This is a genomic window from Bosea sp. 29B (assembly GCF_902506165.1).
In the GTDB taxonomy this organism is placed as follows: domain Bacteria; phylum Pseudomonadota; class Alphaproteobacteria; order Rhizobiales; family Beijerinckiaceae; genus Allobosea.
This window is the reverse complement of the sequence record NZ_LR733817.1, coordinates 3,923,760-3,938,979: the sequence shown is the minus strand read 5'-3', so window position 1 is coordinate 3,938,979 and position 15,220 is coordinate 3,923,760. Positions and strand designations below refer to the sequence as shown.

Annotated in this window: 12 protein-coding genes; 6 read left to right on the top strand and 6 right to left on the bottom strand. The window is 67.1% G+C overall.

Translation table 11 applies throughout. The features are described 5' to 3' along the window. Positions 1-7 precede the first annotated feature (7 nt). The 4 genes from GV161_RS19100 to GV161_RS19085 all read right to left on the bottom strand — a co-directional run bounded on the left by GV161_RS19100 (position 8) and on the right by GV161_RS19085 (position 5,543). Positions 8-949: an ABC transporter permease gene (locus tag GV161_RS19100; protein ID WP_152017179.1), complete on the bottom strand. Its 942-nt coding sequence runs from the start codon at positions 947-949 to the stop codon at positions 8-10. Positions 950-1,066: 117 nt separating this feature from the next. After that, positions 1,067-2,665, bottom strand: a complete 1,599-nt coding sequence (locus GV161_RS19095; RefSeq protein ID WP_152017178.1) for an ABC transporter substrate-binding protein — start codon at positions 2,663-2,665, stop codon at positions 1,067-1,069. A 223-nt stretch (positions 2,666-2,888) separates the two neighbouring features. Further along, positions 2,889-4,301 carry an amidase gene (locus GV161_RS19090; protein ID WP_152017177.1) on the bottom strand — a complete coding sequence of 471 codons (1,413 nt, stop codon included), beginning with the start codon at positions 4,299-4,301 and terminating at the stop codon, positions 2,889-2,891. 12 nt (positions 4,302-4,313) lie between these two features. Beyond that, positions 4,314-5,543, bottom strand: a complete 1,230-nt coding sequence (locus tag GV161_RS19085) for a M20 family metallo-hydrolase (protein ID WP_152017176.1) — start codon at positions 5,541-5,543, stop codon at positions 4,314-4,316. A 180-nt stretch (positions 5,544-5,723) separates the two neighbouring features. Between GV161_RS19085 and GV161_RS19080 the strand changes: the two genes are divergently transcribed. Together GV161_RS19080 and GV161_RS19075 are read left to right on the top strand one after the other, a co-directional pair. Next, on the top strand, positions 5,724-7,133 hold the full coding sequence (locus tag GV161_RS19080) for an MATE family efflux transporter (protein WP_244624272.1): 1,410 nt from the start codon (positions 5,724-5,726) through the stop codon (positions 7,131-7,133). 114 nt (positions 7,134-7,247) lie between these two features. Further along, the gene (locus GV161_RS19075) at positions 7,248-7,670 is read left to right on the top strand and encodes a globin domain-containing protein (RefSeq protein WP_159650294.1); all 423 of its coding nucleotides are present in this window, start codon (positions 7,248-7,250) and stop codon (positions 7,668-7,670) included. Between the two features lie 124 nt (positions 7,671-7,794). Here the strand turns inward: GV161_RS19075 and GV161_RS19070 are convergent, their stop codons facing one another. After that, positions 7,795-9,972 (bottom strand): methyl-accepting chemotaxis protein, encoded by a 2,178-nt coding sequence (locus GV161_RS19070; protein ID WP_152017174.1) that lies wholly within the window; start codon positions 9,970-9,972, stop codon positions 7,795-7,797. A 418-nt stretch (positions 9,973-10,390) separates the two neighbouring features. Here GV161_RS19070 and GV161_RS19065 point away from each other — a divergent pair, with 418 nt between their 5' ends. From GV161_RS19065 to GV161_RS19055, 3 genes are all read left to right on the top strand, one after another. Beyond that, positions 10,391-11,146, top strand: coding sequence for a L,D-transpeptidase (locus tag GV161_RS19065; protein ID WP_244624271.1), 756 nt, complete (start codon positions 10,391-10,393; stop codon positions 11,144-11,146). A gap of 200 nt (positions 11,147-11,346) precedes the next feature. Next, a complete protein-coding gene (locus GV161_RS19060) occupies positions 11,347-12,651 on the top strand; it encodes a UDP-glucose/GDP-mannose dehydrogenase family protein (RefSeq protein WP_152017173.1) in 1,305 nt (434 codons plus the stop codon). Positions 12,652-12,772: 121 nt separating this feature from the next. Further along, the gene (locus GV161_RS19055; RefSeq protein ID WP_152017172.1) at positions 12,773-13,585 is read left to right on the top strand and encodes a DUF2076 domain-containing protein; all 813 of its coding nucleotides are present in this window, start codon (positions 12,773-12,775) and stop codon (positions 13,583-13,585) included. 100 nt (positions 13,586-13,685) lie between these two features. Here GV161_RS19055 and GV161_RS19050 read toward each other — a convergent pair whose 3' ends face one another. Continuing rightward, positions 13,686-14,096, bottom strand: coding sequence for a nuclear transport factor 2 family protein (locus GV161_RS19050; protein WP_244624270.1), 411 nt, complete (start codon positions 14,094-14,096; stop codon positions 13,686-13,688). Between the two features lie 96 nt (positions 14,097-14,192). Here GV161_RS19050 and GV161_RS19045 point away from each other — a divergent pair, with 96 nt between their 5' ends. Then, positions 14,193-15,188 carry a LysR family transcriptional regulator gene (locus GV161_RS19045; RefSeq protein WP_152017171.1) on the top strand — a complete coding sequence of 332 codons (996 nt, stop codon included), beginning with the start codon at positions 14,193-14,195 and terminating at the stop codon, positions 15,186-15,188. Positions 15,189-15,220: the final 32 nt, after the last annotated feature.

The following is a 15,220-nucleotide window of genomic DNA, read 5'->3' as shown; positions in this document are numbered from 1 at the left end:
GGAGCGGTCAATAGCGTATCCTCGGATCGACGAGGGTGTAGATCAGGTCGACGGCCAGGTTCACCAGCACGTAGACGAACGAGAAGATCAGCACGACGCCCTGGATGACCGGATAGTCGCGCCGCAGGATCGCATCGAGCGTCAGCCGGCCGAGACCGGGAATGGCGAAGACGCTCTCGGTGACGACGGCGCCACCGATCAGCAGCGCGACGCCGATGCCGATGATGGTGACGACCGGCACCGCCGCGTTCTTCAGCGAATGCAGGAAGAGCACGTCACGGTTGCCGACGCCCTTGGCCTGGGCGGTGCGGACATAGTCCTGCTGCAGCACCTCGAGCATGGTCGCGCGGGTGATGCGCGCGATGAGCGCGATATACACCGTGCCCAGCGTGATCGAGGGCAGGATCAGGTTCTTGAACCAGGGCCAGATGCCCTGCGCGATCGGCGTGTAGCCCTGCACCGGCACCCAGTCGAGCTTGAGCGCGAAGACATAGGCGAGCAGGTAGCCGATCACGAAGACCGGCACCGAGAAGCCGAACACCGCAAAGCCGACCACGGCACGGTCGACCCAGGTGCCGGCCTTCCAGGCCGCGATGACGCCGAGCGGCACGGCGATCGAAACCGCCAGGATCAGCGTCAGCACCATCAGCGACAAGGTCGGCTCGATGCGCTGGCCGATCAATTGCGTCACCGGCAGCGAGGTGAAGATCGAGGTGCCGAGATCGCCCTGCAGCACCCGGAAGAACCATTCGCCGAAGCGGACCAGATAGGGTCGGTCGAGGCCCAGGCTGGCGCGGATGCGCTCGACGTCGGCGGGTGAGGCCTGGTCGCCGGCGATCACGGCCGCCGGATCGCCTGGCGCGATGTAGAGGAGCGAGAAGACGAACAGCGCCACGAATGCCATGACGGGGATCGTCGAGATAATGCGTCTGACGATGAAAGCGAGCATCGAACCCCTGAGTTGCCGCTGCTGGCGCCGGACTTGTTGGGATCGCGACCCCGAAAAGTCCGGCGGCTTGATTGGAGCCGCGCCCCGGGGTCAGCCGGGCCGCAGGCTTGCTCGGTCTCAGGCCTTGGACACGCCCCAGAAGAAGGGCAGCGGGCCGCTGGTCACGCCGGTGACGTTCTTCCGCCAAGCCTGGTAACCGAGATAGAAGCCGGTCGGCGCATAGACGACGTTCTCGACGGCGGCCTTGTTGAGGCGGTCCATCGCCGCCTTCTCCTCGGCCATGTCCTTGGCGTTGAACCAGTTGGTGACCTCGGTCTCGACCGCCGGCACGTCCGGCCAGCCGAACCAGGCCTTTTCGCCATTCGCCCGAATCGCCGTGTAGGAGGACGGGTTGAGGCAGTCTGCACCGGCATGCCAGGTGTGGAACATGCTCCAGCCGCCCTGGCTCGGCGGGGTCTTCTGGGCGCGGCGCGCGCCGACCGTGCCCCAGTCGGTGGCGACGAAGTCGACCTTCAGGCCGATGCTCTTGAGCAGCTCGGCCGTGACGTCGCCCATCGCCTTGGTCGCCGACATGTCCTGCGCCACGACGCAGATCACCGGCTCGCCATTATAGCCGGACTCGGCGATGAGCTTCTTGGCGGCCGCGACATTCTTCATCTTCAGCATGTCGCCGCCCGCCTCGGTATAGAGCGGCGTGCCGGGCGTGAAGAAGCCAGGCAGCGGCCTCCAGAGCTTGTCGTCGTCGCCGACGATCGAGCGCATGAAGTCTTCCTGGTTCATCGCCGTCAGCACCGCCTGGCGCACCTTCAGATTGTTGAAGGGCGGATGCAGGTGGTTCATGCGGAAGGCGCCGATATTGCCGAGCGGGTCGCCGATATCGACGTTGATGTCCTTGTGGCCCTTGAGCACCGGCACGAGGTCGGAGAGCGGGGTCTCCCACCAGTCGACCTCGCCGCTCTGCAGCGCCGCGGCTGCGGTCGCCGCGTCCGGGATGATCACCCATTCGACGCGGTCGACCAGGATATTCTTGCCGCCGGCGAGCCAATCGGCCTTCTCGGAGCGCGGCACATAGTCGGCGAATTTCTCGAAGACGGCCTTGGCGCCCGGCACCCATTCATTGCGGGCAAACTTCATCGGCCCGGAGCCGACATATTCCGTGATCTGCGTGAACGGATCAGTCTTGGCGATGCGCTCGGGCATGATGAAGGAGCACGGCGCGTTGTTCTTGGCGAGCGCCAGCAGCATCTTCGGGAAGGGCTGCTTGAGCTTCCATGTCCAGGTGCGGTCGTCGACGGCGGAGAGCTCGTTCTCGATCGCCTTGATCATCAGACCCATCGGATCGCGGGCCTGCCAGCGCTTGAGGCTCTGCACCACGTCCTTGGCGAGCACCGGCGTGCCGTCATGGAATTTGAGGCCGGAACGCAGCTTGAAGGTCCAGGTCAGGCCGTCGGAGGAGACCTCCTCGCCCTCGACCATCTGGCGCTGCGGCTGGAACTTCGAATCGATGCCGTAGAGCGTGTCCCAGACCAATGCCGCGGCATTGCGGACGACGTATTGCGTCCCCCAGATCGGGTCGAAATTGGCGAGGTTGGCCTGCGGCACGAAGCGCAGCGTCTTGGCTGCCGCGCCCTGCGAGAGCGCCGGCATGGCGAGGCCGCCGGTTGCTGCCAGAACGCCGGTCCCGGCGGCGGTCTTCAGAAAATTCCTGCGGTCCATCTTGTACTCTCCCCTGAAGCGGCGGCGGCCTCTGATCGGGCGACCTTGCCTAGAGTGTGGGCAGAAAAATCTGCACCTGACAACACGCTTGACGGGTCGCTACGACAAGAATTGGCCCTGCAGGGTTCGTGCCAGACGGAACCGGTTTGCGGCTCACGACATCGTTTGCAAGCAAACGACACGCAAAGCCGGGGGGCCGGCGCAGAAAATTGCGCCGATCCGCTTAAATCGATTTGATCGGCGCATCGACACGCGCGAAAGGACGCGCAGACTCGAAAGATACAGCCGCCTGCATGACGAGCGCATCATTGCCGAAGGCCCCGACGATCTGCAGGCTCGCCGGCAATCCGGCCGAGGTCAGCCCACAGGGCACGGCGGCGGCCGGCTGCTGGGTGATGTTGAAGGGGTAGGTCAGCGGCGTCCAGCGCGTCCAGTCCTCGCCATAGCCGCCATGCTCGGGCGTGTTCCTGCCGACCGCGAAGGCCGGCAGCGGCAGCGTCGGCGTCAGCAGGAGATCGAACCGCTCATGGAACTGCGCCATCTGATAGGCGAGCGCATTGCGCTGATATAGCAGGGCATCGACGTAAGTGGCGCTCTCGATCCGCTCGCCCATCTCGGCGACAGCAACGAGGCCGGGGTCCATCTGCGCACGCCCGGTTGCATCGGTGCTGCGCAGGGCCAAAGCCGCGCCGGCCGACCAGAGCGTCATCAGCGTTTCGATCGGATCGTCGAAGCCAGGGTCGACCTCCTCGACGGTCGCGCCCAGTTCGCGGAAGGTCAGCGCCGCCGCATGCGTCAGCGCTGCGATCTCGGGATCGACCAGCGCGTCACCGCCGAGACGGGGCGACCAGGCGATGCGCAGGCCGCGCACGCCGCGATCGAGCCCAGCGGTGAAATCGGGCGGGGCATCCTTGAAAGCGGTCATGTCGCGCGCATCGGGCCGGCCAATCGCATTCATCGCGAGGGCGGAATCGCGCACGGTGCGGGTCAACGGGCCGAGATGGGCGAGGAAGCCCATCACCGAGGCGGGCCAGGCCGGCACGCGGCCATAGGTCGGCTTGAGACCGAAGACGCCGCAAAAGGCGGCCGGAATGCGCACCGAGCCGGCGCCGTCGGTGCCGAGATGGATGCAGCCGAGATTGAGCGCTGCGGCCACCGCCGCGCCCGAGGAGGAGCCGCCCGGACCGGTCGAGACGTCCCAGGGATTGCGGGTGATGCCGGAGAAAGGCGAATCGCCGACGCCCTTCCAGCCATATTCCGGCATGGACGTCTTGCCGAGGAAGACGCAGCCGGCCTCGCGCAGCCGCGCCGTCGCCGGCGCGTCCTGCTGGAACGGCGCATCGGAAGCCAGCGCCGAGCCGCGTCGCATCGGCCAGCCGGCGACGCCGAGATTGTCCTTGATCGTCACCGGCACGCCGTCGAGCGGGCCGAGCGCCTCGCCCTTCAGCCAGCGGCCCTCCGCAGCTTGCGCCATGGCGAGCGTTACGGGCTCATCTCGGGCGACGAAGGCATTCACCTCCGGCTCGAAGCGCTCAATGCGGGCGAGCGCGTCCCTGGCGACCTCGACTGGCGAGAGCTCGCGCGCGGCATAGAGGTCGCCGAGTTCGGCGGCGGAGAGGGAGGCGATGCTGGTCATTGATCTACCCCGTCAGGCGTTGGCGGCGCGCCAGGCGGCGCTGAGCAGGACGTTGGCGCCGGCGACCATGTCGTCGTCGCTGCTGAGCTCGGCCGGGTTGTGCGAGAGCCCACCGATCGAGGGGATGAACACCATCGCGGTCGGGCAGAGCCGCGACATCATCTGCGCATCGTGACCGGCCCCCGAGATCATCCGGCGGATCGGCAGGCCGAACTCGGCGGCGCTCGCCTCGACGCTGGCGATCAGCTCCTCGGCGAAGGGCGTCGCCGGGAAGCGGGCGAGATCGCGGAAGCTGATGGCGATGTCGTCGCGGGCCGACAATTCGGCGCAGAACTTGCGGACGGCAGCCTCGGCCTCGGCCAGCGGCGCATCGAGCGGGTTGCGCAGATCGAGCGTCATCACGACGGTCTCGGGCACGACGTTGACGTTGCCGGGCCAGGTGCGGATCACGCCTGAATTGGCGAGCTGGCCCGGGATCGTCTTGGTCAGTTCGTTGGCGAAGATATTGATACGGGCAGCGGCGAGGCCGGGATCCTTGCGATAGCGCATCGGCGTGGTGCCGGCATGGCTCGGCCGGCCCGTCAACGTCAGCTCGAGCCAGCAGATCCCCTGGATGCCGGTGACGGCGCCGAGGCCACCGCCCTCGCTCTCCAGAATCGGCCCCTGCTCGATATGCAGTTCGAGATAGGCATGCGCCGGCAGGAAGCCGGGCTGCTCCGGCCCGTGATAGCCGATGCGGTTCAGCTCCCTGCCGAGCACGGCGCCGTCGGCGTCCTTCTCGGCATGGGCGGCAGCGACGCTCATCCCGCCGGCCCAGACATAGGAGCCGAGCATGTCGGGATGGAAGCGCGCGCCCTCCTCATTGGTGAAGGCGATCACCGCCATGTCGCGCTTGGGCGTCACGCCGGCATCGCGCAAGGCCGCCAGCACCTCGACGCCGCCGATCACGCCGAGCGCGCCATCGAAGCGACCGCCGGTGCCGACCGTATCGATATGCGAGCCCATGATCACCGCCGGCCCGTCCTCCTGGCCCTTGAGGATGCCGACGATATTGCCGATCGCATCGACGCGGACATCGAGGCCGAGCGCCTTCAGTTCACCGACCAGCCAGCCCCGCCCCTGCTTGTCTTCATCCGTCAACGCAAGGCGCCGGCAGCCGCCTTCCGGCGTCGCCCCGATCTTCGACAGGGCCGCCAGCCGCGAGAGCAGGCGCTCCCCGTCGATCCGCAGATTGGTGCTCATCGCGTCGGCTCTCCATAGGCGCCCGTTCAGGCCCCCAGCAGGCCGGAACGGGCGCTCGCGCGCAAGAGGCAGATTGGGCGGCACGACGCGGGCCGGCAGCGCGCCACGCGCAGGGCGCGGTCCAGCCCGGCGCGCCGAGGACTTTGAAGGAGCACTCTGCCCAGATAAAAGGCAGCCATCATGTCGCAGATTGCCCTGCCCTACCGCTCGGGGAGCCCCTGGCTCACCGAGGTCAAAGCCATGCTGGCGCTGAGCTGGCCGATGGTGCTGACCAATGTCGCCCAGACGGCGATGACGGCGACCGACGTGATCATGATGGGCCATCTCGGCCCCGACTCGCTGGCCGCCGGCGCGCTCGCCTCCAATCTCTACATGGCCTTCCTGATCTTCGGCATCGGTGTGATGGCCGCCGTCGCACCGATGGTCGCGATCGAGCTTGGGCGGAACCGGCATTCGGTCCGCGACGTGCGCCGCACCGTGCGCCAGGGCTTCTGGGTGGCGGCGACCATGGCCGGCCCGATGTGGCTCTGCCTCTGGCAAGCCGAGGCGATCCTGACGGCGATGGGCCAGAATCCGGCGCTGGCGAAAGCTGCCGCTTCCTATCTGCACACACTGCAGTGGGGGCTCCTGCCCTTCTACTTCTATCTTGCCTTGCGCGGATTCCTCGCAGCGCTGCAGCGGCCGTTCTGGGTCTTCGTGACCGTGCTCTTTGCGGTCGGCTTCAACGCCTTCGCCAACTGGGTGCTGATGTTCGGGCGGCTCGGCTTCCCGGCATTCGGGCTGCCCGGTTCGGGAATGGCGACGGCGCTGGCCTCGACCCTGATGTTCGCCGGCCTCGCGCTGGTGGTCTCACTCGACCGGCGCTTTCGGCGCTATCATCTGTTCGGCCGGTTCTGGCGGGCGGATTGGAGCCGTTATCGCGCCTTCTGGCGGATGGGCCTGCCGATCGGCACCACGGTCGGCTTCGAGGTCTGGATCTTCAACGGCGCTGCCTTCCTGATGGGACTGCTCGGCCCGACCTCGCTCGCCGCCCATGCGATCGCGATCCAGATCGCCTCACTGTGCTTCATGGTGCCAATGGGCATTGGCCAGGCCGGAACCGTCAGGGTCGGGCGCGCCTTTGGCGCCGGCGACAGCGCGGGCATCACCCGGGCCGGCGCGACGGCGCTCGTGCTCGCGACCGCCTTCATGTGCTTCACCGCCCTGCTGATGTTGCTGATCCCGCATTGGCTGGTCGTGCCATTCCTCGACGCCGGCAAGCCGCGCGCCGCCGAGGTGGCAGAGCTCGCCATGGTGTTCCTGTTCTATGCGGCGATCTTCCAGATCGTCGACGGCATCCAGGTGGTCGGGGTCTCGATCCTGCGCGGCCTGCGCGACACGCGCATGCCGATGTTGTTCGCCGGCCTCGGCTATTGGGGCATCGGCCTGCCGCTCTCGGCAGCGCTGGGCTTCCTGACACCGCTCGCCGGCGTCGGCATCTGGATCGGACTCGCGACCGGCCTTGCTATTGTCGCCGCCCTGATGCTGGCCCGCTGGTTCGCCCGCGAGCGGCTCGGCCTGATGAGGTCGGCCGGCCAGCCGGCCTCGTAGCGACGCTGCGACGGCGAAGTAGCGATTCATTAACTCCAGGTTGCATTTTCGCGCATCTTGGCGGACACTTCCTGCGACGATCCCTCATGCTGCCGCGCTGAAAAGGGACGAGTCGTGACGCCGCAAGATATCGCGCTGATCCGGTCGAACTTTGCGCAACTGCACCGGCGCAAGATCGAGACGGCCTGCCTCTTCTATGAGCGGCTCTTCACCACGATGCCCAACACGCGCGCGCTGTTCAAGACCAACATCGAGGCGCAAGCGGCGAAGCTGATCGAAACGCTGACGGTCGCGCTCGCCATGTTGAACGACCCGACGGGACTCAACGCCCTGCTGGCGCGGCTCGGCGAGCGCCACAGCGGCTACGGTGTCCGGCCGGCGCATTACGAGGCCGTTCGCGGTGCCCTGCTCTGGACGCTGGAGACCGCGTTGGGAGATGCTTTCACGGCGCAGGCGCGAGCGGCCTGGAGCGAGCTCTACGACCAGATGGCGGCGACCATGCTCGCCGCCGCTGCACCGAGCCAGCGCTCGGCCTGATCTGCCGCCGTCAGCGCGCCGCCTAGAGCAGTTCCGCAATTCTCCGAACCGCGGAGCTGCTCTAGGTCTTTGTCTTATCGCATTTTCTTCACGCGAACCGGTGCCCACTTCGCTTGAAAATGCTCTAGAACTCCTCCCATCCTGTGTCATTTGCGCGCCCGTTTGCGGCCTTGCGGGTCTGGGCTGGAGCGCGCTGGGGCGCGGCGGCCTTGCTTTGGGCGAAGGCGGCCTCGGCGAGCTGGCGCAGCCGCTCCGGCTCGGGCGCCTGGCCGCTGCTGCGATCGGCCGCGCCGGCAGCATGCGGTGCGGTGCCCGCGGATCGTGCGGGCACGCGCATCGCAGGCATCGCAGCAGATCTGGCAGCCGGGCGCGTCCCGGGGCCGGCGAAGGCCGGCGCGGGCGCCATGGCGAGTTTCGCCCCGCTGCCGGTGCGGAAGCTCGCCACCAGCGTGTTGAGCTCGCCGATCCGGCCCGACAGCGCCCCGGCCGAGGCGGCGCTCTGTTCGGCCAGCGCCGCATTGGCCTGCGTCATCTCGTCGAGATGGGCGACCGCCTGGCTCATCTCCTCGATGCCGTTGGCCTGCTCGCCCGCCGCCGCCGAGATCTCCTGGATCGTACCGGTGACCTTCTGCGAGGCCGCCAGGATCGTCTCCAACGACTCGCCGGCCCGGCGCACCAGCTTCACCCCGGCCTCGACCTCGGCATTGGACGAGGAGATCAGCCCGGAAATGTCCTTGGCAGCCTCGCCCGAGCGCTGCGCCAGGGTGCGCACTTCCGAAGCGACGACCGCGAAGCCCTTGCCGGCATCGCCCGCCCGCGCCGCTTCGACCGCGGCGTTGAGGGCAAGCAGATTGGTCTGGAAGGCGATGCCATCGATGACCGAGACGATCTCGGAGATCTTCTTTGAGGCGTCCTCGATCCGCGCCATGGCGCTGACTGCCTCGCCGGCGATGGCGCCGCCGTCCTGCGCTGCCTTCATCGCCTCCTCGGCCACTGCCGCCGCCTGGCGCGCGCCTTGAGCCGAAGCCTTCACCGAGGCCGCCAGCTCTTCGGTCGTCGCTGCGGTCTCCTCGAGCGAGGAGGCCTGCTCCTCGGTGCGCTTCGACAGGTCGTCTGCGCCCATATTGATCTCGCGGGCGGCGATGCCGACATCCGACGCCGTCACCTGGATGGTCGAGACCGTCTCGGAGAGGCGGGCGATCGTCTCGTTGACCGCATCCTTGAGCTCGGCGAAGCGGCCGCGATAGGCCGTCGGCACCTGGCGGGTGAGATCGCCCGCGGCGAGCGCCTGCAGGACGTCGACGAACTCGGTGGTGGCGCCGTCGACCACGGCATTGATCTCGTTGATGCCGGCGACCAGCTTCTGCATCTGCTCGTCGGCATCGTCGATCTGCAGCCGCGCCGAGAAATCGCCCGCCGCCGCTGCCGCGACCACCTCGCCGACATCCGACACCACAACCGACATCGCGTCGGCGGAGCGAATTCGGTCCGCCGCGGCAGCCCGCTCCTGCTCCTGCAGCAGCGCGACTTGCTCGGTGCTCTGACGCAGGACCGCCACGGCCCGCGCCATGTCGCCGACCTCGTCCTGCCGCTTGGTATGCGGCACCGCGATCGCGGTCTCGCCGGCGGTGAGACGGCTCATGCTCGCGCTGAGATCGAGCAGCGGACGCGTGATCGAACGTTGTGCGAACAGAAGCGCTGCCGCGACCGAGGCCAGCAAGGCGGCAAACAGCACTGACGGGAGAATCCACTGCACCTGGCGTGTGAAGGCCGCCGCCTCGTCGGAGAGCCGGTTCCCGACCTCCTCGTTGCGCTTGCCGAAGGCGACGAGCTGGTCGTTCAGCGCCTTGCGGTTGGCGCGGTTCTCGTCGTTGTTGCCCTGCTGGTTGGCGGCCGCGGTCGAAACCTCGCGACCGAGGCGAATCAACTCACCACGGAAGGTGATGAATTCCTCGACCGACTTCTGCAGCTTGAGCGCAGTCTCACGCTCCTGCGCCGGCACCAGCGCCACCAGATCGGCGGCGAGCTTACGCATCACCGGGAAGCGCGCCTCTTTCGGCTTGGCGAAGGCCTCAGCCTCCTTGGCGTCCTTCGACATGTAGATGCCGCGGGAATCCATCACCACGGCGAAGACCTGCGTGTTGAGCCGCTCGGTCAGCAATGCGATCTCGCCCTGAACGTCGGAACGCGCGTTGAGGTCACCGGAACGTGACAGTGCGTAGAGGCTCAGGACTGCGGAAAGGATCGCACCGGCGGCGACGATCCCCAGCATCGCCAACACCTTGAAGCGGATCGATTTCATATGCTTGCTCGTACTCTTTTGCGCAGTCGAAGTCTGACCGGCACTTAAACGTTCGGCATGACCCGGCACCGAAGCCCACAAGGCTTAAAAAGCTTTGCCGGTAGTGGTTAAAAGCCGTTTAAGACAGCCCAGTTTCCCTTGGGAAACTGATGCAAAACACGGCAACTCCTCGCCTTTCAGCTGCATGCATGAGCATTTACCTACACAGGGTGGCGGCCCCTTCGACATGCAAGGACGGCATGTCGCACTGTGGCATTCCAGCCACGCTCTGCGTCGACCACAATTTCGCCACATGCTGTTCACCCCGGCGCCACGCGAGACCGTGAATTGAAAAGGGCCAGCCGGCGGGAATTCACTGGAACTTGTCGGCAATTCACCTGTTGTCGCTGCCAGCCGCTGCCAATCCAAGAGCCGAGTCATGTCCGCCCATCTGCCCGACACCGCCGCCGCCTGCTCCCGCCGCCGCTTCCTGACGATGGTCTCGGCCTTCGTCCCCGTCGGCCTCGCCGGCTGTGTCAGCGGCCCGCAGCAGCCCTACGAAGCCCGGACGCCGGTTCACCAGAACGCCGCCTTCCTGTCGATGTATGACGAGCGGCCCGACGAGCGGCATCCGCTGCCGGCGACCGATATCGACGAGGTCGACACGCGCTTCCTGCGCCAGGAAGTCGACTATCGGACCCCCGAGCGGCCCGGCACGATCGTGGTCGACACCTCGGCCCGCTATCTCTACCTGGTCCGCGAGAACGGTCGCGCCATCCGCTACGGCATCGGCGTCGGCAAGCAGGGCATGTCCTGGCGCGGTCGCGCCACCGTCGCCCGCAAGGCCGAGTGGCCGCGCTGGACGCCGACCGCTGCGATGGTCGCCCGCGAGCCGGAGCGGAACGCCCGCTGGGCCGGCGGCATGGCCGGCGGCATCGAGAACCCGCTCGGCGCGCGCGCGCTCTATCTCTACCAGGGCAGCCAGGACACGCTGTACCGGATTCACGGCACCAGCGAGCCCTGGTCGATTGGCAAGGCCGTGTCGTCGGGCTGCATCCGGCTGTTCAACCAGGACATCATCGACCTCCACAGCCGCGTCCCGACCGGGACCCCGGTGGTCGTGCTGAACCGCAATCCGACCTCCGAGCCGCAGATCGACGAAACTGACGCGCCTCTGCCGCCGGACGATATCTGAGGTTGCTGCCGGACCAGCCGGCTCGTTTCGAAAAAGGGCGGCTCGCAGCCGCCCTTTTTCATGTCGCCGCGGCACCGTCACGGTCCCTTCGCCAGATTGGGCTACTCCTCCAGCCCCGTGCGGCTGCGATTTGCCTCGACGCGGTTTTGCGCTACGCCCAGCCGGTCGGCAGCCCGCCGACGAGACGATGAGACCGCCAGATGCGCGTGACGATGATCGGTTCAGGCTATGTCGGCCTGGTCTCTGGAGCCTGCTTCGCCGATTTCGGCCATGAGGTGACCTGCGTCGATACCGATGCCGGCAAGATCGCTGCCCTGAAGCGCGGCGAGATCCCGATCTACGAACCCGGCCTCGACGACCTCGTCGCCAACAATGTCCGTGCCGGGCGGCTCTCCTTCACCACCGAGCTCGCCGGACCGGTCGCGGCGGCCGATGCCGTCTTCATCGCGGTCGGCACGCCCTCGCGCCGCGGCGACGGCCATGCCGACCTGTCCTATGTCCACCAGGCGGCGCGCGACGTCGTCGCCGCGATCGACGGCTTCACGGTCGTCGTCACCAAGTCGACCGTGCCGGTCGGCACCGGAGACGAGGTCGAGCGGATCATGCGCGAGACCCGGCCCGATGCCGATTTCGCCGTGGTCTCCAATCCGGAATTCCTGCGCGAAGGCGCCGCGATCGCCGACTTCAAGCGCCCGGACCGGATCGTGATCGGAACCGAGGACGATCGCGCCCGCAAGGTGATGGAGGATATCTATCGGCCGCTTTATCTCAATGCGGCGCCGCTCCTGTTCACCGCACGGCGGACCTCCGAGCTGATCAAATACGCCGGCAACGCCTTCCTCGCGACCAAGATCACCTTCATCAACGAGATGGCGGACCTGTGCGAGCGGGTCGGCGCCAATGTCCAGGAGGTGGCGCGCGGCATCGGCCTCGACAACCGCATCGGCGGCAAGTTCCTGCATGCCGGCCCCGGCTATGGCGGCTCCTGCTTCCCGAAGGATACGCTCGCGCTGATCAAGACTGCGCAGGACATGGAAAGCCCCTTGCGCCTGGTCGAGACGGTGGTCGCGGTCAACGACCAGCGCAAGCGCGCGATGGCGCGCAAGGTCATCGCCGCCTGCGGCGGCTCGGTCCGGGCCAAGCGCATCGCCATCCTCGGCCTCGCCTTCAAGCCGAACACCGACGACATGCGCGAGGCGCCTTCGCTCGCGATCGTGACGGCGCTGCTCGACGCCGGTGCCGAGATCGTCGCCTATGACCCCGAGGCGATGGCGAGCGCCAGGACGCTGATGCCCGAGATCGCCTACGCACCCGACGCCTATTCCTGCCTCAACGGAGCGGATGCGCTGGTGATCGTCACGGAATGGGACGCCTTCCGCGCCCTCGACCTCGACCGGGTCAAGGCGGCACTGCGGCATCCCGTCGTCATCGACCTGCGCAACATCTACCGCTCCAGCGAGATGCACGAACGCGGCTTCACCTATGTCAATGTCGGCAACGCCTGAAGCGCTTTCCCTGACGACGCGACAGAAAGGCGCCGGACCGTCGCCTTGATAGCGTCATAAGCCGTCACCACCTTTCGGGGCGACAGGGCGACCGCCCTGTCCAACATGAGAGGAGATGACGATGACGCCGCAAGAACGCGACGTGATCGCCGGGATTTTCGATCGCCTGCGTCAGGCGGCCAACCAGCCCCGCGACCCCGAGGCTGAACGCTTCATCGCCGACAGGCTGCGCGAGCAGCCCTATGCAGTCTATGCGATGGCGCAATCGGTCTATGTGCAGGAGCAGGCGCTCACCAGCCTGCAGGGCCAGATCGAGCAGTTGCAGGCCGAGGTCGAGCAGTTGCGCAACCAGCCGCCCGCGCCGGCCCCTGCCCCGGCGCAGCAGTCCGGCGGCTTCCTGTCGGGCATCTTCGGCGGCGGCGCGAGCCAGCCGGCCCGCTCCGGCTCGGTGCCATCCTTCCCGCAGCGCGCCGCGCCGCAACCGGCTTCGCCGCCCTGGGGCAGCCAGGCTGCAGCGCCGCAGCAGGGAATGGCCTCGCAGCAAGGCATGGGCGCGGCCCCGGCCCCCGGTTCGTGGCAGAACCAGGCGCCGCAGCAGCCTCCGGCCCGGGGCGGCGGCTTCATGGCGAGTGCGCTGACGACGGCAGCCGGCGTCGCCGGCGGCATGGTCGCCGGCAACATGCTGATGAACGCGCTCGGCGGCAACAAGAGCGCGGCGAGCGCGAGCGAGGCCAAGCCGGCTGAGGCCAGCACCGCCCAGAACAAGGACGCCTCGCAGAACAGCGACGCGGCGAAGGATACGCAGACGGCCGCCGACCAGCAGCCGACGGCGGAGCCGCAACAGGCCTATCAGGAGCCGACCTACCAGGACGCCAATTATGACGACGGTAGCTATGACGACGGCTCGGGCGGCGGCGACGACGACTGGACCTGAGCGCCGCACCACCCCCCTGAAACGACGAGGCCCGCCTGGCGACAGGCGGGCCTTTTCGTTTGAAGGAAGGGCCGGCGAGGTGACGGTAACGGTCGAACCCTCAGGCCATCGTCTCCGCGGCGAATACCTTTTGAACGATCTGCCAACGCCCGTTGAGGTAGAAGCACGACAGCAGGTCGGTCATTTCGCGAGGCGGAATCCGCACACGCAGCTTGAGCAGCGCCATGTCGCGAGTCACGGCGATGGAGAGGATCTGGTCAGCGCGCACGCTGCCCGCATCCCGCGGAGACGTCATGCTCCGGACCATATCGAGCCAGGCGGCAACAGGAGTGACCACTACGCTGTTGCCATCACCGCGCCGGGTGACAAAGGCGGCAGGGTCGAAGATGGTCGCAAAATTGTCGGCATCCATCGCATAGACAGCGTCGAAATAGGTTTTCGCCAAAGCGACCAGCTCATCTATATTTCCTGCCGAGGGCATAACTTGTGACGTCATTATGATTTCCTTCAACTTCAGTATCCAACAAAGTATAAATATGAGCGGTGGATTTTTTAATATGCACACTCTAATCAGCCTTATAAGCTGAGCTAAGCAATCGAGACGATCATGAACCCGTCCCTTTTGTCTGCCGGAGACTTCAACCAGCTCCGAGCCTTCGTGGCGGTCGCCGGCTCGCTGAACTTCAGCCGGGCGGCCGAAAGGCTCGGAGTATCATCCTCGGCGCTGAGCCAAATGGTCCGCGCGCTTGAGGAGCGGGTCGGAGTCAGCCTGTTCAACCGCACCACCCGCAGCGTCTCCCTGACCGAGGCGGGGGCCAAGCTGTTCGAACGGGTGCAGCCCGCCGTCGAGGAGCTGGCGGAGGCGCTGGGCGAGACCCGTGAGCGCCGCGCCCACCCCGCCGGCACCGTGCGGATGCACTGCTTTCGGGCGGCGGCGGACCTCCACCTGACCCCGATCCTGCGTGCCTTCAGCGACGCCTATCCGCAGGTCGTGCTCGACGTCACCCTCGACGACGCCGTCGTGAACATCGTGGCGGAGGGCTACGACGTCGCCATCCGGCTCGGAGAGGTAATCGACAAGGACCTCATCGCCGTGAAGCTCGGCCCGGAGTTGTGCCAGATCGCAGTGGCCTCGCCCGACTATCTCGCCCGGCACGGGACACCGGCCCATCCGCGCGATCTGCTCGCCCATCGCTGCATCGGCTGGCGCTGGCCGGGCCAGAAGACGCCGTACAAATGGGAGTTCATGGAAAACGGCAAATGGTTCGAGGTCGCCGTCGATGGCCCGCTGATCTCCAACAGGAAGGACTTCGGAGTGCAGGCGGCGGTCGACGGTGTCGGCATCGCCTTCGCCAGCCAGCAACTGATTGCCGCCCACATCACTGAGGGCCGCCTCGTCCCACTACTCGAGGCCTGGTCAGCGCCCTTCCCCGGCTACTACCTGTGCTATCCGGCCCAGCGGCAAATGGCGCCACCGCTCCGCGCCGTGATCGACACCATCCGCGGCGGCCTACGCCCGACTGGAGCCGGCGCAGCGGTGGTCGGCGCGGCCATGGCGGCGATGACCATCCCACGGACGGCGGGCACGACTGCGCCCAAGTGAGCGCCGCGCAGCTCCCTGAAACGACAAGGCCC